Origin of the sequence: Ralstonia sp. 25C (assembly GCF_051904805.1) — a bacterium.
Taxonomy (GTDB): Bacteria; Pseudomonadota; Gammaproteobacteria; order Burkholderiales; family Burkholderiaceae; genus Ralstonia.
The window spans coordinates 3,559,068-3,576,529 of sequence record NZ_CP196737.1; the positions used below are offsets into that span (position 1 = coordinate 3,559,068).

Here is a 17,462-nt window from a genome sequence, read left to right on the forward strand (position 1 = left end):
TGCGCTCATCGGTGCGCAAGCGTGCGGAGTACCCACGGCAACACCGCGGACACCGCAGCGGGAATCACGTGGCGAAGCTCGTCATCAGACAGCGGCTGCTGTGATGAGATCTGCCCATCCAATACGGCGAGATCCGCTTCGGACGCATCCGTACCGCGCCTGGCACGCGCGGTAATGCGCGCTTGCAAGACGTTGAGGGTTGCAGCGCAGTCGGCAATCGCCACCGGCACGCCAAGGCGTTTCGCCAATGCGAAGAACGGGTCCCGATGGTGGTGTGCCAAAAAGGTGGCATCCGCAATCATCGGGAAACCCGCGCGCACGCCAATGCGGCAGATGGCTGCCATGCGCCGATACGTGCGGTCGACGGCGTGCGGTGTGTAGCGCTCGGCTGCGTTGGCGTGATGCCTGCGTTGGCGTTCGACGTCTGAACGCACGCGGATCATCTGTTCGGCTTCCGCATACTGCGCGGCGCGGGTGGATTTGCCGCTGCCGGACAGGCCATGCATGAGGATGAGGCAGCCGTCATTGCACGTGAGCAATGACACCGAAAGATCGAGCAGCCGGTGTGCCTCGTCGCGCTGCGTAGTGGCCTCCTCGTCGGCGTCTTCCAGTTGGTGCGCGCGCTCCAGCAGCACGCGGGCACGTACCAGCGCGCGCATGGCGGCGTAGAAGGGCAGCACAGCCAGGCCGCCATAGTCTGCACTGCGTTCCAGGTAGCGATTGATGAGGCGGTAGGCGAGGTCCGGCAGGTCCAGCGCCAGCAGATCCATGAAGAGGAACGCCGTGTCATACATGGTGTCGATCCAGCGCAACGCGGCCGAGAACTCCAGGCAATCAAACGGTGTCGGCCGGGTGCCGATCAGCACGATATTGCCCAGATGAAGATCGCCATGGCATTCGCGGATGTGCCTGGTGCGCGTGCGAGACTGGAGCGCGGGGCCAAGCCGCTCGGCATGCTGGCGCAGCAGCGATACTGCAGCCTTCGCCCGTTGCAGGTCGGTGCACAGCGCGAGCACGGCGTCTGCGCAGTCTTCAAGTGTCCGGCGAATGCGTGCGGCGGTACCGTATTCGGTGCTCGCGTCGGCGATGGGCGCGGCGCTGTGAAAATCGGCGATCAGGTCGGCCAGCGAGTCGATCTGCTGCGGCCCTAGGCGGCGTTCAAGTGCCATGGCGCGCAACACGTCGTGCTGGTGAAAGCGCCGCATGCGCACGGCATAGTCGACCGTGTCACCGTACCCGCCAACGCGAATGGCGCCCGTGCCGGCATCGCGCGTGAGAGGCACCACGCCCAGGTACAAGCCAGGCGCGAGCGGGTGGTTGAGCCGCCATTCCTCTTCGCAATCCGCGCGCCGTGCCGCCAGCGATGAGAAATCGACAAAGTCCAGCACCACCGGCTTGCGAATTTTGTAGGCGAATTCACCGGCCAGAAACACCCATGACAGATGCGTTTCGATTAGCCGTGGGCGGCCAGCGGGGTGCGGATAGGCGGCGGCTGTCAGCAGGCTGGCGACCAATGCATTGGCATCCGGCGCCAGCGGTGCAACGTGGGCGGCGAGCATCGGATTGGATGGAGCGGTCATGTGTGTACCTCCTGTGGCCCGCTCTCGACAACCCGGAGCGGGTCAGGCTTCTTCGGCTGGATCGGCCGGTTGCCCACTGTGGTTGCGTTGCTTCTGTGTGGCGTCGATCAGCATGCGCTCCACGCGTGCAAAGGCCTCGCGCAGGGCAAGGTAGGGGTCTTGTTCAGAGGTGTCGCTGAAGATGCGGTCGCTCAGTGGCGTCATCAGGTCGACGCGTACGCTGAACGGTCGGCCCTGCTGCTGATGTTTGGCTTCCTGGCTCAGGCAGACCCGGCAGCGGGTGATGTGGCTGCGCAGCCGTTCCAGGCGGCTGAGCTGATGGGCGACGGCTTCTTCAATCGCGTTGGAGTAGGGCAGGCCTTGAAACGAAAGTTCGACGGGAATCGTCACGGTGTCACTCCATTTGAGCAAGATGCGCAGCGAGTGCTGCGTCGGTCTGGTGCACGCTTGAGTGCATGCCAGCCTTTGTATTCTTCTCTTCTCTCGCGTGGATGGGTTGATGCGCGTCAACGCGTGGGGCTTCCGTGGTGCCGGCAACGGGGCCACGCGTGCGCCAGGCGATACCTCTCAATCGGTCTTTGATTGCGGTATCCGGACATTGATCTGCCGCAAGGCACGCCGTGCCACGATGAATGTGTCGGTGAGTACCGGCATTCCCGTCCATTCAAGCCATGTATCAGGAGGTAGCCATGAGCCAACTCAGGCGCTACGACCCGTTCGCCATTGAACCGGTGGGCGATATCTTCCAGGGGCTGTTGCGTTCGTTCCGGGGCAACATGGACGGGGTACTGCCGTTCAAGGTAGACGTGACGGAATCCGATGCCGCGTACAACGTGGTGGCGGAAATCCCGGGTGCAAAGAAGGAAGACATCGACGTCACGGTCGATCGGGGTACGGTCATGATCTCGGCCAAGGTGGAGCGGCAGACCGAGAAGAAGGAAGGCGAACGCGTCATCCGCAGCGAGCGGTACAGCGGCGCGATGCAGCGCATGTTCACGCTGGATGCCGCCATTGACGAGGGCAAGGTCGACGCGACATATGCAGATGGGCTCTTGCGCGTGACGCTGCCCAAGAAGGAGGCTTCGCCGCAGCAGCGCGTCCCCATCCGCTGAGCAGCGCAGCAAGCAGGCAAAGAAGAGGGGGGAGAGACATGCGGCTGCAGTTTCTCGGCGCCACCGATACGGTGACCGGCTCCAAGTACGTGCTGGACACCGGCGCACACCGCGTGATGGTCGATTGCGGGCTGTTCCAGGGCTACAAATCCTTGCGGCTGCGCAACTGGGACCCACTCGCCATCAACCCCCATCACGTGGATGCCGTGGTGCTGACCCACGCGCATATCGACCACAGCGGTTACCTGCCGCTGCTGGTGCGCAACGGGTTTCGCGGCCCCGTGTATTGCACGAAGGGCACGGCCGAGCTCTGCAACATCATGCTGCCCGACAGCGCCCGGCTCGCGGTGGAAGATGCGCAGTACGCCAACGCGGAGGGTTTCTCCCGCCACCATCCGGCCTTGCCGCTCTATGACGAGAAGGACGCCGCCAAGGCGCTGCGCAAACTTCACCCGGTGGCATACGGCGAGCGCTTTCCCGTGGTGGATGGCGTGGAGGCCGAGTTCCATCGTGCCGGCCATATCATCGGTGCGGCCACGTTGACGCTGTTTGCTGGCGGCCAGCGCATCGTCTTTTCCGGCGATCTGGGCCGGCAAGTCGATCCCGTCATGCGGCCACCCGAGCCCGTGGCCGAGGCCGATACGCTGCTGGTGGAATCCACCTATGGCGACCGCGTGCACCCGGCTGGCGATCCACTTGATGTGCTCGAGCAGATCGTGCGGCGGACCATCGGCCAGGGCGGTACGCTGCTGATTCCTGCGTTTGCGGTCGGCCGCACGCAGGCGCTGCTGTTCTGCCTGTATCAATTGATCCGTACGCACCGCATTCCGCATGTGCCGATCTACCTCGATAGCCCGATGGCAGAGCGCGCCACCGAGGTGTTTGCGCATCACGTTGACGATCTGCGTATCGAAGCAGCGGATTGCCAGGCGGCGTGTGCGCTGGCCGTGCCGATCCAGAGTCCGCAGCAGTCGATGCACTTGAGCAGCGACCGTACGCCCAAGATCATTCTGGCCGCCAGCGGCATGGCCACAGGTGGCCGGGTGCTGCATCACCTCAAAAGCTTCGGCGGCGGCAAGCGCAACGCCATCCTGATGTCGGGGTTCCAGGCGGCAGGTACGCGCGGTGCGGCCCTGTTGGCCGGACAGCGTGCGTTGCGTGTGCACGGGCGAGAGGTCCCGATCCGCGCGACGGTCGAGCAGATTGCCAATCTCTCCGCCCATGCCGATGCCAACGAGCTAATGACGTGGCTGCGCGGCTTCACGCGCGCGCCACGCCAGACCTTCGTCGTTCACGGCGAACCGGCTGCCAGCGACGCCCTGCGCCAGCGCATCGAGCACGAACTGCAATGGCCGGTGCGCATGCCGGAGTATCGGCAGACCTATCCGCTGATCTGATCATGGAACCCCGGGCACCGGTTCAGTCATCTGCACGCATGGCGGGCAGGCGCATCGTGCTGGCCATGCCCGGCAATCAAGCCGCAGCTGCTCGATTGGCGCTGCCGCTGGGCGCGGAAATCGGCCACGCGGACATCAAGCGCTTTCCCGATGGCGACTCCTACGTGCGGCTGCGAACGCCAGTGCGCGGCGCCGATGTCGCCATCATCTGCACGCTCGACCGGCCCGACGACAAGCTGCTGCCCCTGCTGTGGCTGGCCCTTGCTGCCCGCGAAGGCGGCGCGCGCCGCGTGGGGCTGGTGGCGCCGTACCTAGCCTACATGCGGCAAGACGCCATCTTCCAGTTCGGCGAGATCTGCACCGCGCAGCACTTTGCCGCGTTGCTCACACAGTACTTCGATTGGCTCGTCACGGTCGACCCGCATCTGCATCGCATCTCCACGCTGTCGGAGGTCTATGGGATTCCCACTGTCGCCGTGCAGGCGGCGCCTGCATTGGCGGCGTGGGTGCGCGCGCAGGTACAAAACCCGGTGCTGATCGGCCCCGATGAGGAAAGCCGCCAGTGGGTCGAACACGTCGCCAAGCTGTGCGATGCGCCGTGGACGGTGCTCAACAAGACGCGCCATAGCGCGTGGCACGTGGAAGTGTCGGCCATAGGGTCCACCATGCCCGACATGCCCGCGGGATAATGTGTGCCAGTGCTGGTGGACGACATCATCTCCACCGGACGCACGCTGGTTGCCGCCGCCGAGCAGCTGCAGCGTGCAGGGTTGCCGCGACCATACTGCGTGGCAGTTCACGCTGTCTTTGCCGAGCGGGCGTACAGCGCCTTGTGCGACGTGGCGGCGGATGTCGTCACCTGCGACACCATCGCGCATCCGTCCAATCGCATTGCATTGACGACACCGCTGGTGGAGGCAATCGCGCCACTGTTTGATCTACCTCTGCCCGAGGTCACAAGTCGGCTTGTCCGCTAAGGGCGGCGCTCCTACGCTGGCGATAGCAACATCCCAACCCTGGGGAATGCATCATGAAACAGATCGAGTTTTCCACCGGCGAGCCCACTTACTGCGCGGCCGGCCCGGTGCTGCAATGCCGCGCCTCGGTGGACGGCAATAACGCCACCTACGCCATCACGGCCGAGGCACTGGAAGACCACTTCGGCGCGCGGTCATGCCGCTCCGAAGACTTGGTGCAGGCGTTTGCCGGCCATCGCGGTGACATCGAAGCGGTTGCCCGGGCCATGTTCGAACTGACGGGGTCCAAGCAGATCACTTTGCACAGCGGGCACTTTCGCTTTCCCGTGTAATGGTCCGCGAGGAACCTCGGCGGCCACCGGAGCCATTGCCATGCGCGAGCCCCCCGAGGTGACGGCGCTGCCCGATCGGCTGACGTTCAAGCCGCTCGGCATCGACACCTGGCAGGAGCATGTCATCTACATGCCCCCCGATTGCGCGATCTGCCGCGCGGAAGGCTTTGCCGCGCAAGCCCGGGTGGAGGTGCGCATTGGCGAGCGCGCGCTGATCGCCACGCTCAACCTCGTCTCGTCCACGTTGCTGGAGAAGTGCGAGGTCAGCCTGTCTGTCAGCGCCGCCGAGTCGCTGATGGCACGGCCCGGCGATGCGGTGAGCGTGAGCCACGCGCCGGCGTTGGAATCACTGCGGGCGGTGCGCGCCAAGATCTACGGCGCACACCTGGATGCGCACCAGCTCGGCAGCGTCATCCGAGACATCGCCAACGAGCGCTACGCCGATGTGCACATCGCTGCGTTCCTGAGCGCATGCGCGGGCGAGCGCATGAGCGTGAAAGAGACCATCGACCTGACGCAGGCGATGGTCGACTCCGGCGAGCGACTCACGTGGGATCGCCCCGTGGTTGCCGACAAGCATTGCGTGGGCGGGCTGCCGGGTAACCGCACCAGCCCGATCGTCGTGGCCATTGCCGCTGCGGCTGGGCTGCTATTGCCCAAGACATCGTCACGCGCCATCACCTCGCCGGCCGGCACGGCCGACACGATGGCAACGCTCACGCGGGTGAATTTAAGCGCGACGGAGTTGCGTCGCGTGGTTGACCGCGTGGGCGCGTCGCTGGCGTGGGGTGGGGCGTTGAGCCTGAGCCCGGCTGATGATGTGTTGATCCGCGTCGAGCGGGCGCTGGATGTGGACAGCGATGCGCAACTGGTGGCGTCGATTCTGTCCAAGAAGATCGCAGCGGGCTCGACCCATGTCGTGATCGATGTGCCGGTCGGGCCTACCGCCAAGGTGCGTAGCCAGCCCGACCTGGAGCGCCTGCGCATGTTGCTCGAACGTGTGGCGCGGGCGTTTGGCGTGCATGTGCTGATCGTGCCAACCGATGGCTTGCAGCCCGTAGGGCGGGGGATCGGGCCTGCGCTGGAAGCGCGTGACGTGCTGGCCGTGCTGCAGCGCTTGCCGACGGCGCCGTTCGACCTGCGCGAGCGCTCGTTGCTGCTGGCTGGCGCGTTGTTGGAGTTCTGCGGGGCGGCGGCACCCGGCTCAGGCAGTGCGGATGCCGAAGGCGTGCTCGACAGCGGCGCCGCCTGGCGCAAGTTCGAAGAGATCTGCGAAGCGCAGGGCGGCCTGCGCGTGCCCGGTGAGGCCATCTTCCGCCGCGATGTGGTGGCCGGGCAGGACGGCATCATCAGCAGTATCGACAACCGCCATCTCGCGCGGATCGCCAAGCTGGCCGGTGCGCCGATGCGCCAAGTGGCCGGCGTGGAAATGCACGTGCGGCTGCATGATCAGGTGCAGGTTGGGCAGCCGCTCTTCACATTGCACGCGCAGGCGTCGGGGGAGTTGGACTATGCGTTTGCCTACGCGCGGATGCACCGAGCGGTGGCGCTGAGTCAGCCGGCGCAGGTGCTGAGCCCGGCGGCTGCCGGCTCCACCGCAGAGCAGGCTTCCACGGCGTCCCGGTCCGCTTCGGATGGCGCAGGGCGGCCGTAGAAATACCCTTGCGCCTCTGTGCAACCCGCCTCGCGGATCATCCGCGCATGCGCCGGTGTTTCCACGCCTTCCGCCACAGTAATCACGCCAAGCTGCCGGCCCAGATCGGCAATCGCTTTGACGAGCACAGCGCTATCGGGCCGCTGCTGCAAGTCGCAGACGAACGAGCGGTCGATCTTGATCTTGTCGAACGGAAACGCGCGCAGATGCGCCAGCGACGAGTACCCCGTGCCGAAGTCGTCGAGCGCAACGCGCACGCCCATCTGATAGAGCTCGCGCAGGTCTTCAATGCTCTCGGCCTCGTTCTGGACGAGCGCGGTTTCCGTGACTTCGATCTCCAGCCGGTCAGCCGCGAGGCCCGCATCGAGCAGGGCCGCCCGCACCGTCTGCGCCAGCGTGGCCTTGCCCAGCTGCATGGGCGATACGTTCACCGCTACGCGCGCACCGTCTTCCCAGCGGGCGGCTTCTCGGCAAGCCTGTTGCAGCACGAAGCGGCCGAGCTGGTCGATCAGGCCGCTTTGCTCGGCAATGGGCACGAATTCCGCCGGTGGCACCCAGCCGCGCTCGGCATGGTGCCAGCGCACCAGCGCTTCGCGGGCGGTGACCTTGCCGGTCGCCACCTCGATGATTGGCTGGTAGAAGACGAACAGGCGCTCTTCACGCTCCAGCGCCACGCGCAGCTGCGCTTCCAGACGGGCACGCTCTTGAATGCGGGTTTCCATGTCTGCGCTGAACAGGCGCGCCATGCCTTTGCCGGCCGCCTTGGCGGCATAGAGCGCGATGTCCGCACGCGCGAGCAGGCTCTCGGCATCATGGCCATGCGCTGGCGCCAGCGCCATGCCGACCGATGCCCCGATCCGCACGCTCTGGTCCGTGCCCAGGGGATACGGCGTGCTGAGCGCCGCGATGATGGCGCAAGCCAGCGCCGTTGCCTGGTTGGCATCGTCGTGCGGCACCAGCACGGCGAATTCGTCCCCGCCCAGCCGCGCGATGGTGCCGGCGGAGCTGCACACCGAACTTAGCCGTGCCGCCACTTGTTCAAGCAGGGCATCGCCCGCGCGGTGGCCCTTGGTGTCGTTGATGACCTTGAAGCCGTCCAGATCGATATACAGGAGCCCGAGGCGGGCGCCCGGCACCGCAAGCCGTGCATCCAGCTGTTCGCGAAAGTTGGTGCGATTGGCCAGCCCCGTGAGCATGTCGTAGTGGGCCAACTGGCGGATACGGTTTTCGGCTTCCACCTCTTTGGTCACCAGCGCCCAGGTCAGCATGGGGCCGATGTAGCTGCCGTCGTTGGCACGCACGGCAGAAATTTTCAGGTCCAGCACTTCCGGGCCCAGTTGTACGCGGGTGTTGTACGGCAGGGTGGACGGGTCGGCCAGCAGGCGGCGTTGCATCTCCGGTTGCGCATGGAAGATGTCGATGGAGGTACCGAGCAAGCTGTCGCTCTTGACTGGGAGCAGGTGCGCGATCCGGTCGACCAGGCGCTTGGAGGTGTTGTTGGCGTAGTTGATGACCAACGAGTCCGGCTTGACCGTCATGACCGCGATGGGCATGTCATCGATCATCTGCAGCAGCCGGCCTTGTTCGGCTTCACGGCGGCGGGCCTCGGTTTGCGCGTTCACCATGAGGGTGAAATCGCGGTAGTTGATCATCAGGATGACGAGCAGGCCCAACGACACCAGCGCCATGTTGATGGCGATGGCCACAAAGGTTGGCTGCCCCGTCGCGGAAAAAAACGCGATGAACACACCGCTGACGATGACCGTGACGATGGTGGCTGCCGAGCGCAGGTGCATCAGGCAGAAGATGCAGGCGATCACGGTGATGGCCATGTAGAAGGCCAGGTACGAGCGCGTGTACGGGTCCCCATAGGGAAACAGCGCCAGCGACCACGCCGTGAAGGCCGCGGCGATGATGCTCGCCAGCCGATTGGTGCGTTTGAGCGCACGCAGGGCGAGTTCGGGCGTGGGGTCAATCCGCCGCGACCGCCACCAGTGCAGCACGCGCACGACGCAGGCCGCCGTGAGCAGCAGTGGCACCCCGATGGCGAGCCAATTGGGTGCTTGGCCGCGGAAGGCGAGGGCGACCGCCCAGGTGCTGCTGATGAGGATGAAATACATCATCGGCAGCTGGCGCGAAAAGGCGCGGTACTGCGCCTTGAGCAGCTCCGGGTTGTCTGACGACACACCCATGAAGCCCGCCACGGTGCTCGCAAACGTTCTGACGGTCATGGATCGCTCCAGGGTTCGGAACGGTCGGGCGGCGAGCGGACGCCCGACACGGTCGGCAAGGGCGGGTGGCTAAGTTCGGGCAGGGGCCTGCGCATAGACGGCAGGTGCGGCGCGAACCTGCAAGCTGGACAACGGAAGCTGGCGGGCCAGCGGCATGGGATCCTCTTTTTTCTCAACGTAACGGCGTGATGGACATTGTGCACTGCCACCTCCTTAGAGCGGCCGATTCGTCCCTTTTCTGAATAGCGCATTCGTATGAGGCGGCTCGGAGAGAAAGATTAGGTCGACGTGCAGTCACCCCCTGAGATGGCCATCGCCAGCCGGTTTCTTGTCGGAGAACAGATTCCGTGCGGCTGGCGCACCGTTGCGCTTGCGCAGCCGGCCCCGCACAGGCCTAATGAGCGCTGTTTTTTCGCCAGAGCCACAGAACACCGCTTGCCATGACCCGTATTGACGATCCCAAGCACGACAAGGAAGTCGGCGTGGCCGACGCCACGCAAGACACGACCCGCATTGACGACGTGCGCATCGGCGCCGTCCGCCCGCTGATTTCCCCGGCGCTACTGCTGGACGAACTGCCCGTATCGCCCGAAGTGCAGGCCCAGGTGGAAACCAGCCGCGCAGCCATCACCAACGTGCTGCAGGGCCGGGACGATCGGCTGATTGCGGTGGTGGGCCCGTGCTCCATCCACGACCATGACCAGGCGATGGAGTACGCCCATCACCTCAAGGCTGCAGCGGCGCGCCTGCGTGACGACCTGCTGATCGTGATGCGCGTGTACTTTGAGAAGCCCCGCACCACCGTCGGCTGGAAGGGCTACATCAATGACCCGCGGCTCGATGGCAGCTTCCGCATCAACGAAGGCCTGCGCCGCGCCCGCGAGCTGTTGCTGGAGGTGACGGCGCTCGGCCTGCCGGTGGCCACCGAGTTTCTGGATCTGCTGAGCCCGCAGTACATTGCCGACCTCGTTGCCTGGGGCGCCATTGGGGCGCGCACGACCGAGAGCCAGAGCCACCGGCAACTGGCCTCGGGCCTGAGTTGCCCGATCGGCTTCAAGAACGGCACCGATGGTGGGGTGCAGATTGCCGCCGACGCGATTCTGGCGGCGCGCTCCTCGCACTCGTTCATGGGCATGACGAAGATGGGCATGGCCGCGATTTTCGAGACGCGCGGCAACAGCGATGCGCACGTCATCCTGCGCGGCGGCAAGAAGGGGCCCAACTACGACGCGGCGGCCATTGAAGACAGCTGCGCGATCCTGCGAAAGGCCGGCTTGCGCGAGCAGGTGATGGTCGATTGCTCGCACGCGAACTCCGGCAAATCGCACCTGCGCCAGATCGACGTGGGGCAGGACGTGGCGCAGCAGCTGGCCGCCGGCGAGCGCCGCATTGTCGGCGTCATGATCGAAAGCCATCTGGAAGAAGGGCGCCAGGATCTGAAACCCGGCGTGCCGCTGCAGCGCGGCGTGTCGATTACCGATGCGTGCTTGGGCTGGGCCCAGACCGAGCCCTTGCTCGATGCGCTGGCCGGCGCGGTGCGCGCCCGTCGGCAGGGCTGACGGCGCGTCCTCGCCCGGCACGGGCGGGCGCATTGGCGGGCGTGTGTAAAATTCTGCCTTTTTTGCATTCGCAGCATGGCGCACGCCCAGCCGCGCGGAGCCCTGAGCGGCCCCGCGCTCATCCGTTTACTTGCTCGCTTGGCCGACGCCGATGTGCCTCAACCGGCGCAATCGCTGGCCGACCGGCTGAGCCAATGGCTGAGCTGGACTGACGCCATCACGCTGTCGAGCGCGCTGGCGGCCAGTCCGCCGGCCGTGGCGCCCAGCGCGCGGGCGGTTGGAGCGCAGGCGGCCACTGCGGAGGCTATGTGCAGCCGCGTTCGCACGGCATTGACCAAAGCCATCAACGCAAGCGGCTCGCCAGACACGAGATCGACCAGCGCTTTGCGCGCGCCGGTGCAGAGTGCGCCCGCTGCAGCTGACGTCGACTACGCGGATTTCCGGCAGCGCTATCTCTCCATGCAGCAAGCCATGGAGATGGACGTCGGCAACCTGCGCAGCAGTCTGCGTCGTGCGCTGGCGGCAAACTCACCGGCGCTGGCCAAGCTTGCTGTGCTGGATGCCAGCATGGAGCAAGCCCTCGCCGTGCGCGAACGCACGCTGCTGGGCGGCATTCCAACCTTGCTCGGGCAGTATTTCGAGCGCCTGCGCGCGGCAGAACAACAACGGCAGGCCGATCACGCGACTGAATCCCTCGCCGCCCCCTCCAATGCGTGGCTGAACACATTCCGCAACGACATGCGGAGCGTGCTGCTGGCGGAATTGGATGTTCGTTTTCAACCGGTCGAAGGGTTGCTTGCCGCCCTTCGCACCCGCTAATCGGGACACCATGTCCAGACATCACCTGAATCTCATCGTTTTCTTTGCCGGCGTGGCGGCTGTGGGCTGGATCGCCGGCGGCTATCTGGTCGGCTGGAATGCGCTGGCGCTTGCCGTGACGGTACTCATCGGTGCCATCTACTTGACGGGTGCGCTGGAGTTGCGCCGCTACCAGCAGGCGACCGGCACGCTTGCACGCGCCGTGGCGGGGCTGTCCGAGCCGCCTGCGCAGTTGGCTACGTGGCTTGAACCCCTGCACCCGAGCCTGCGTAACGCCGTGCGCCTGCGCGTGGAGGGCGAGCGCGCCGCGCTGCCCGGGCCGGCGTTGACGCCGTATCTGGTCGGACTGCTCGTGCTGCTGGGCATGCTGGGCACGTTGCTTGGCATGGTGGTCACGCTCAAGGGCACCGGTGCCGCGCTGGAAAGCGCGACAGACCTGCAAGCGATCCGTGCATCGCTGGCCGCGCCGATCAAGGGGCTGGGGTTTTCGTTCGGCACCTCGATTGCCGGTGTCGCGACGTCCGCCATGCTGGGGCTGCTCTCCGCGCTGTGCCGGCGTGAACGTCTGCAGGCCGTGCAGGCGCTGGATGCCCACATTGCTACCACGCTGCGCATCCACTCGCATGCGCATCAGCGCGAAGCCACGTTCCAGCTTCTGCAGCGGCAGTCCGATGTGATGCCCGCGCTGGTGGACCGCTTGCAGGCCATGATGACCGCGCTGGAGCAACAGAGCGCCACCAGCAGCGAGCGCCAGCTTGCCAGCCAGCAAGCGTTTCTGGACAAGGCGGAGGTGGCATACAGCAACCTCGCCGTCTCGGTCGGGCAGTCGCTGAAGGAGAGTGCCGCTGATAGCGCGCGTGCCGCTAGCGCCGCCATCCAGCCCGTGGTGGAAACGACCATGGCCGGGCTCGCCCGCGAATCCGCCACGCTGCACGACACGGTTACGCACGCTGTACAGCGCCAGTTGGAGGGGCTATCGACGCGCTTCGAGACCACGGCCGAGACGGTGGCCGGCATCTGGAACAACGCGTTGACCGCACACCAACGTTCGAGCGAGGCGCTGGTCGGCCAGGTGAGCACGTCGCTGGACCGCTTTGCCGACACGTTCGAGCAACGTTCGACCCGCTTGCTCGATGGCGTGTCCGAACGTCTCGACACCACGGCAGGCCGCTTGTCCGGTGCTTGGGATGCGGCACTGGCGCGACAAGCGCATGCGCAGACCGAGGCCGCCAGCCAGCATCAACGCGCGTTGGAAAGCGCAGCTGCCACGTTCGAGCAGCACGGTGCCGCGCTGCTGCAAGCGTTGAACCAATCGCACGTCGAACTGCAGACCGCGCTGGAAGCCCGTGATCAGCAGCGACTGGCCGCCTGGGCGGACACGCTCGGCGCGATGGGTACGCGCCTGAGCCAAGCATGGGAGCAGGCTGGCGCCGTCACCGCCAACCGGCAGCAGGACATCTGCGACGCGCTGGCGCAGACCGCGCGCGACATCTCCGCGCAAACGGAGGCGCACGCCAAGGGCACGATCGCCGAGATTTCGCAGCTCGTGCAGGCCGCATCGGAGGCCCCCAAAGCGGCCGCCGAAGTGGTGGCCGAACTGCGCCAGAAGCTGTCGGACAGCATGGTGCGCGACACGGCCATGCTGGAAGAGCGCACGCGCCTGCTGGGCACGCTGGAAACGCTGCTCGACGCCGTCAACCATGCGTCCACCGAGCAGCGCACCGCAGTGGATGGGCTGGTGGCCACCTCAGCAGGTTTGCTGGAGCGCGTCGGCACGCGATTCACGGACCATGTCGAAGCCGAAACCGGCAAGCTCGGCGCTGTGGCTGCCCAGGTGACGGGCAGCGCTGCTGAAGTCGCGAGCCTGAGTGAAGCGTTCGGCGCGGCCGTGCAACTGTTTGGCGAATCGAACGACAAGCTGATGGCGCAGCTGGAGCGTATCGAGTCCGCGCTGGACAAGTCCCTCACCCGCAGTGACGAGCAGCTTGCCTACTACGTGGCGCAGGCGCGCGAGGTGATCGACCTGAGCATGCTGTCGCAAAAGCAGATCATCGAAGATCTGCAGCGCCTTGGCGGCACGCAGAATACGCAGCGCTTTGCCGGAGCCGAGGCGGCATGAACGACGACATTGACGCCGGCGTCGAAGCCACGGCGCCTGTCTGGGCGGCCTTTGGCGATCTGATGTCGGTGCTGCTCGGCGCCTTTGTGCTGATTCTGGTGGGCGTGATTGGCGTGCAGTTGGAGCTGTCGTCCAAGCTGGAGAGCGAGGTCAAGCAGCGCGAGGCGGAAGCGCAGCGCCGCAAGACGTTGGAGCAGGCGCTGGCGGGCCCGCTGGCGGCCGGGCGGGTGACGCTCGTGAACGGGCGCATCGGCATCAACGGCAGCGTGCTGTTTGCGCTCAACTCCGACCAGTTGCAGCCGGAAGGGCGCACGTTGCTCAGGAGCCTGGCCGGCCCGCTGTCTGCATACCTGAAGTCGCGCGATGAGATTCTGATGGTGAGCGGCTTTACCGATGACCAGCAAGTGCAATCCGGCAACCGCCAGTTTGCGGATAACTGGGAGCTGTCGGCCAAGCGTGCCCTGACGGTGACGCGCGCGCTCATCGACGAGGGCATCCCTGCATCCAGCGTATTTGCCGCGGCGTTCGGCTCCGAGCAGCCGGTGAGTTCCAACGCAGACGACGCGGGCCGCGCCAAGAACCGGCGCGTGGAAATCGCGCCCGTGCCGCGCTCGTCGGCTTCCAACGGTGGGCGCCGTGAAGCCCACTGAGGCGACACTCGCCACCGCGATTGACGCCCTGCGCGCCAGCGGTGCCGATCGCGCAGACCCGATCCGCTTTCGCTTGATCGAGGCGCTGCACCGGCGGGCGGCCGCTCAGACCGGCACTGCGCAGGACACCCTGTATGCGCGGGTGAACCAACTACTCGCCGACTACGCCAGCCGTACTTCCGCTGCCAGCCCGGGTGAGAGCGCCGCGCCTTCATGCCAGCCCGCGCGCAGCCCGTTGGCTGTGTTGCTGAGCGACATCAAGCAGACCCGTACGGCCAGCACGTATCCGGAAGTGGGCATGCTCGACGACTTCCGGAACATCTGGGCAAAGCTCAGCGCCGAAACGCAGTTGCGTCAGTCGCTGGAGCTCGAGGTGCCGTCGAATGCCGGGCCGCTCAATTCGAGCAGCCTTGTGCACCGCGCGTTGTTGTCGATGCGTGAGTTGTCGCCGGCGTATCTGCGGCAGTTCCTGTCGTATGTCGATGCGCTGTCGTGGCTCGAGCAGATGCATGCGGACAGCGCGCCGGCAAGCCGAGAGGCGACGCGTGGCGCCAGTGCCCGCAAAAGCGGGCGGAGCAAGGCACGCTAACGGGCTCAGCGGGCGCGTTCAGAGACGGCAGCGCGCATCGCAGATCGGCTTGACGCTTCACCCATTGCGGAAGATGAAGCTGTACGCGTTCAACGCCGGCACGCCGCCCAAGTGCGCGTACAGCACGCGCGAGCCTTCAGGAAATTCGCCGTTGCGCACCATGTCGATCATGCCGTGCATGGATTTCCCCTCATACACGGGGTCGGTCAGCATGCCTTCCTGACGGGCGCATAGGCGGATGGCTTCCAGCGTGCCCTCGTTGGGCAGGCCGTATTCGGGGCCACCGTAGCGCGCGTCGAGCACCACATCCTGTTCCGTGATGTTGCGACCGAGGTCGACCACCTCGGCGGTGTGTCGCGCAATGCGCAGGATCTGCGCGCGTGTCTGCTCGGGCTTAGCTGAGGCATCAATGCCGATCACCTTGTCGGCCCGGCCATCCGCCGCAAAGCCCACGACCATGCCGGCCTGCGTGCTGCCCGTGACCGAGCACACCACGATGTAGTCGAACTTGAAGCCGAGTTCCGCTTCCTGCTGACGCACCTCTTCGGCAAAGCCTACAAAGCCCAGCCCGCCCAGCGGGTGTTCCGAGCAACCGGCCGGAATCGGGAATGGCTTGCCGCCGCGCTTGCGCACATCCTCCATGGCCTGTTCCCAGCTCGGGCGGATGCCGATGTCAAAGCCCGCCGCGTCGAGCCGTACATCAGCGCCCAGGATGCGCGACATCTCGATGTTGCCGACGCGGTCGTACACGGCATCGGAGTAGTTCACCCAGTTCTCCTGCACCAGCACACACTTGAGCCCCAGGTGTGCCGCAACGGCCGCCACCTGGCGCGTCTGGTTCGACTGAATGCCGCCAATCGACACCAGCGTGTCGTACCCGCCTTCGAGCGCTTCCGGAATCAGGTATTCCAGCTTGCGCGTCTTGTTGCCGCCGAAGGCCAGGCCGCTGTTGCAATCTTCCCGCTTGGCATACAGCTCGACTTTGCCGCCCAGGTGCGCGCTCAGCCGTTTCAATGGCTGGATCGGCGACGGCCCGAACGTGAGGGGATAGCGGGGGAATTTCTGCAGGTTCATGAGAGGGCTCCTTCAATGCCGCAAATGGCGGGATGTCGGAAACCAATGGTACGCAGAACGCCGCAAAATGCGGTTGCAAAGATAGCCGGGTATACGCAATATGGAAAATCAAACTATAGAATAGGGATGCGGTTATTTCTTGAAAATGAGAAAGAACGAAACGAAATTGCAGACGGCATCTGACAGTGCGGCGGCTTCCGCACGCCACGCCTTGGATCGCACCGATCGGGCCATCCTGAAGGCGCTCCAGCGTGATGCTTCGATTTCAAACGTCGCGCTTGCGGCCAAGGTGAACCTCAGCCCGCCAGCATGCTTGCGACGCGTGGAGCGGCTCAAGGAACTGGGCTTGATCAAAGGGATCGTGGCCTTGCTAAACCCCCGCGCGATGGACCTGGGCTCGCTCGTGATGATCGGCGTTGTGCTGGATCGCTCCACGCCAGAGTCTTTCGCGGCATTCGAGAAGGCGGTGCAGAAGGTCTCAGGCTGCCTGGAGTGCCATGTCGTGACGGGCGAGTTTGATTACTTCATGCTCGTTCGCACCAAGGACAGCGAGAGCTACAACCGGCTGCATGCGGAACAGCTGCTGTACCTACCCGGCGTGCGGCAGATCCGGACGTTCATGGTGCTCAAGGAGGTGTTGTCGACGACGGAGTTGCCGGTGGTGTAGGGCAAGCCGCGAATATTTCGTTTGATTTTTTCGCCAATGAGTGATGCCGAAGCGCTTCTCAGCATGACATCCATGGACAATTTGCCCGGCTTCCCGCAACCCATTGTCATAGGAGTCCACAGATGAGCTGGGATGTTTCGCTGTTCAAGTTCCCCCGGCGTTACAGCAGAGTCGATGAGATTCCGGACGATGAGCAACCTGTTCCGTTGGGGCTGCTCTCCGAGCTGCAGACGGCTGTATCGGAGGTTTTTCCTGGCACGGACTGGAGTGACCCCATCTGGGGTATCTATGACGGCGAGTTTGGCTCGATCGAGTTCAATGTCGGAGACGATGATCCGGTAGAGGACGTGATGCTCCATGTGCGTGCCAACGAAGCGATCATCGGCGCAATCCTAAGCCTCTGTGAGCACCTTGGTTGTCAGGCCATCGATTTCGCTGAAGGGAGTTTCCTGGACCAGTCGGAGCATCCCGCCGCAGGCTTGGAGAAGTGGCGGGCGTAACAGGACTCAGCTTGGGTTAGCCGCCCCGGCTACTCATTTTGTTAGAGATTCTAAGTAGGCGTGCGGGCACGCCGTTGATCGACATAGTGGCACTCCGGGCTCAACTGGCACGAGGTATGTATGCGATTGGTCGGCGGGGCGTTTGACTGGATGCGCGAGGCATTCTCGCGTACTTCAATGGCGGGCGAGATTTGGTGTTGCG

Annotated in this window: 14 protein-coding genes and 2 pseudogenes; 12 read left to right on the forward strand and 4 right to left on the reverse strand. The window is 65.1% G+C overall.

Annotated elements, in window-relative coordinates:
- Positions 1–5: 5 nt before the first annotated feature.
- Positions 6–1,580, reverse strand: a complete 1,575-nt coding sequence (locus tag ACS7SF_RS16735) for an AAA family ATPase (RefSeq protein WP_439890790.1) — start codon at positions 1,578–1,580, stop codon at positions 6–8.
- A 42-nt stretch (positions 1,581–1,622) separates the two neighbouring features.
- Positions 1,623–1,970, reverse strand: coding sequence for an HPF/RaiA family ribosome-associated protein (locus tag ACS7SF_RS16740; RefSeq protein WP_439890791.1), 348 nt, complete (start codon positions 1,968–1,970; stop codon positions 1,623–1,625).
- A 299-nt stretch (positions 1,971–2,269) separates the two neighbouring features.
- Between ACS7SF_RS16740 and ACS7SF_RS16745 the strand changes: the two genes are divergently transcribed.
- The 5 genes and pseudogenes from ACS7SF_RS16745 to ACS7SF_RS16765 form a co-directional block, all read left to right on the forward strand.
- Positions 2,270–2,692, forward strand: a complete 423-nt coding sequence (locus ACS7SF_RS16745; RefSeq protein ID WP_439890792.1) for an Hsp20/alpha crystallin family protein — start codon at positions 2,270–2,272, stop codon at positions 2,690–2,692.
- Between the two features lie 38 nt (positions 2,693–2,730).
- On the forward strand, positions 2,731–4,089 hold the full coding sequence (locus tag ACS7SF_RS16750; protein WP_439890793.1) for an MBL fold metallo-hydrolase RNA specificity domain-containing protein: 1,359 nt from the start codon (positions 2,731–2,733) through the stop codon (positions 4,087–4,089).
- 2 nt (positions 4,090–4,091) lie between these two features.
- Positions 4,092–5,066 (forward strand): annotated as a pseudogene (locus tag ACS7SF_RS16755) (ribose-phosphate diphosphokinase).
- Positions 5,067–5,119: 53 nt separating this feature from the next.
- Positions 5,120–5,398 carry a DUF1488 domain-containing protein gene (locus ACS7SF_RS16760; protein ID WP_439890794.1) on the forward strand — a complete coding sequence of 93 codons (279 nt, stop codon included), beginning with the start codon at positions 5,120–5,122 and terminating at the stop codon, positions 5,396–5,398.
- Between the two features lie 40 nt (positions 5,399–5,438).
- Positions 5,439–6,953, forward strand: a pseudogene (locus ACS7SF_RS16765) (thymidine phosphorylase family protein); the annotation flags it as partial.
- Here ACS7SF_RS16765 and ACS7SF_RS16770 read toward each other — a convergent pair.
- The gene (locus tag ACS7SF_RS16770) at positions 6,953–9,283 is read right to left on the reverse strand and encodes a putative bifunctional diguanylate cyclase/phosphodiesterase (protein WP_439890795.1); all 2,331 of its coding nucleotides are present in this window, start codon (positions 9,281–9,283) and stop codon (positions 6,953–6,955) included. The pseudogene ACS7SF_RS16765 and the gene ACS7SF_RS16770 sit on opposite strands and share 1 nt — an antisense overlap.
- Before the next feature lie 440 nt (positions 9,284–9,723).
- On the opposite strand from ACS7SF_RS16770, the gene ACS7SF_RS16775 reads away from it, so the two are divergent.
- From ACS7SF_RS16775 to ACS7SF_RS16795, 5 genes are all read left to right on the forward strand, one after another.
- Positions 9,724–10,842, forward strand: coding sequence for a 3-deoxy-7-phosphoheptulonate synthase (locus ACS7SF_RS16775; RefSeq protein ID WP_439890796.1), 1,119 nt, complete (start codon positions 9,724–9,726; stop codon positions 10,840–10,842).
- A 75-nt stretch (positions 10,843–10,917) separates the two neighbouring features.
- Positions 10,918–11,661: a DUF3348 domain-containing protein gene (locus ACS7SF_RS16780; protein WP_439890797.1), complete on the forward strand. Its 744-nt coding sequence runs from the start codon at positions 10,918–10,920 to the stop codon at positions 11,659–11,661.
- 10 nt (positions 11,662–11,671) lie between these two features.
- Complete coding sequence (locus ACS7SF_RS16785) at positions 11,672–13,780, forward strand: DUF802 domain-containing protein (protein WP_439890798.1); 2,109 nt, start codon at positions 11,672–11,674, stop codon at positions 13,778–13,780.
- The gene (locus tag ACS7SF_RS16790) at positions 13,777–14,430 is read left to right on the forward strand and encodes an OmpA family protein (RefSeq protein ID WP_439890799.1); all 654 of its coding nucleotides are present in this window, start codon (positions 13,777–13,779) and stop codon (positions 14,428–14,430) included. The genes ACS7SF_RS16785 and ACS7SF_RS16790 overlap by 4 nt, the downstream gene beginning before the upstream one ends.
- Positions 14,417–15,019 carry a DUF2894 domain-containing protein gene (locus ACS7SF_RS16795; RefSeq protein ID WP_439890800.1) on the forward strand — a complete coding sequence of 201 codons (603 nt, stop codon included), beginning with the start codon at positions 14,417–14,419 and terminating at the stop codon, positions 15,017–15,019. The genes ACS7SF_RS16790 and ACS7SF_RS16795 overlap by 14 nt, the downstream gene beginning before the upstream one ends.
- A 57-nt stretch (positions 15,020–15,076) precedes the next feature.
- Here the strand turns inward: ACS7SF_RS16795 and ACS7SF_RS16800 are convergent, their stop codons facing one another.
- Entirely contained in the window at positions 15,077–16,093 is a 1,017-nt protein-coding gene (locus tag ACS7SF_RS16800; RefSeq protein ID WP_439890801.1) for a 1-aminocyclopropane-1-carboxylate deaminase, read from the reverse strand.
- Between the two features lie 145 nt (positions 16,094–16,238).
- Between ACS7SF_RS16800 and ACS7SF_RS16805 the strand changes: the two genes are divergently transcribed.
- Together ACS7SF_RS16805 and ACS7SF_RS16810 are read left to right on the forward strand one after the other, a co-directional pair.
- The gene (locus tag ACS7SF_RS16805; protein WP_439890802.1) at positions 16,239–16,760 is read left to right on the forward strand and encodes an Lrp/AsnC family transcriptional regulator; all 522 of its coding nucleotides are present in this window, start codon (positions 16,239–16,241) and stop codon (positions 16,758–16,760) included.
- Positions 16,761–16,882: 122 nt separating this feature from the next.
- Positions 16,883–17,260: a hypothetical protein gene (locus ACS7SF_RS16810; protein WP_439890803.1), complete on the forward strand. Its 378-nt coding sequence runs from the start codon at positions 16,883–16,885 to the stop codon at positions 17,258–17,260.
- The last annotated feature ends 202 nt before the right edge of the window (positions 17,261–17,462 follow it).

Excerpts from the sequence above, each read along its gene's own strand:
- ACS7SF_RS16735 (WP_439890790.1), bottom strand. The coding sequence starts at position 1,580 with ATGACCGCTCCATCCAATCCGATGCTCGCCGCCCACGTTGCACCGCTG.
- ACS7SF_RS16745 (WP_439890792.1), top strand. The coding sequence starts at position 2,270 with ATGAGCCAACTCAGGCGCTACGACCCGTTCGCCATTGAACCGGTGGGC.
- ACS7SF_RS16750 (WP_439890793.1), top strand. The coding sequence starts at position 2,731 with ATGCGGCTGCAGTTTCTCGGCGCCACCGATACGGTGACCGGCTCCAAG.
- ACS7SF_RS16760 (WP_439890794.1), top strand. The coding sequence starts at position 5,120 with ATGAAACAGATCGAGTTTTCCACCGGCGAGCCCACTTACTGCGCGGCC.
- ACS7SF_RS16770 (WP_439890795.1), bottom strand. The coding sequence starts at position 9,283 with ATGACCGTCAGAACGTTTGCGAGCACCGTGGCGGGCTTCATGGGTGTG.
- ACS7SF_RS16775 (WP_439890796.1), top strand. The coding sequence starts at position 9,724 with ATGACCCGTATTGACGATCCCAAGCACGACAAGGAAGTCGGCGTGGCC.
- ACS7SF_RS16780 (WP_439890797.1), top strand. The coding sequence starts at position 10,918 with ATGGCGCACGCCCAGCCGCGCGGAGCCCTGAGCGGCCCCGCGCTCATC.
- ACS7SF_RS16785 (WP_439890798.1), top strand. The coding sequence starts at position 11,672 with ATGTCCAGACATCACCTGAATCTCATCGTTTTCTTTGCCGGCGTGGCG.
- ACS7SF_RS16790 (WP_439890799.1), top strand. The coding sequence starts at position 13,777 with ATGAACGACGACATTGACGCCGGCGTCGAAGCCACGGCGCCTGTCTGG.
- ACS7SF_RS16800 (WP_439890801.1), bottom strand. The coding sequence starts at position 16,093 with ATGAACCTGCAGAAATTCCCCCGCTATCCCCTCACGTTCGGGCCGTCG.
- ACS7SF_RS16805 (WP_439890802.1), top strand. The coding sequence starts at position 16,239 with ATGAGAAAGAACGAAACGAAATTGCAGACGGCATCTGACAGTGCGGCG.
- ACS7SF_RS16810 (WP_439890803.1), top strand. The coding sequence starts at position 16,883 with ATGAGCTGGGATGTTTCGCTGTTCAAGTTCCCCCGGCGTTACAGCAGA.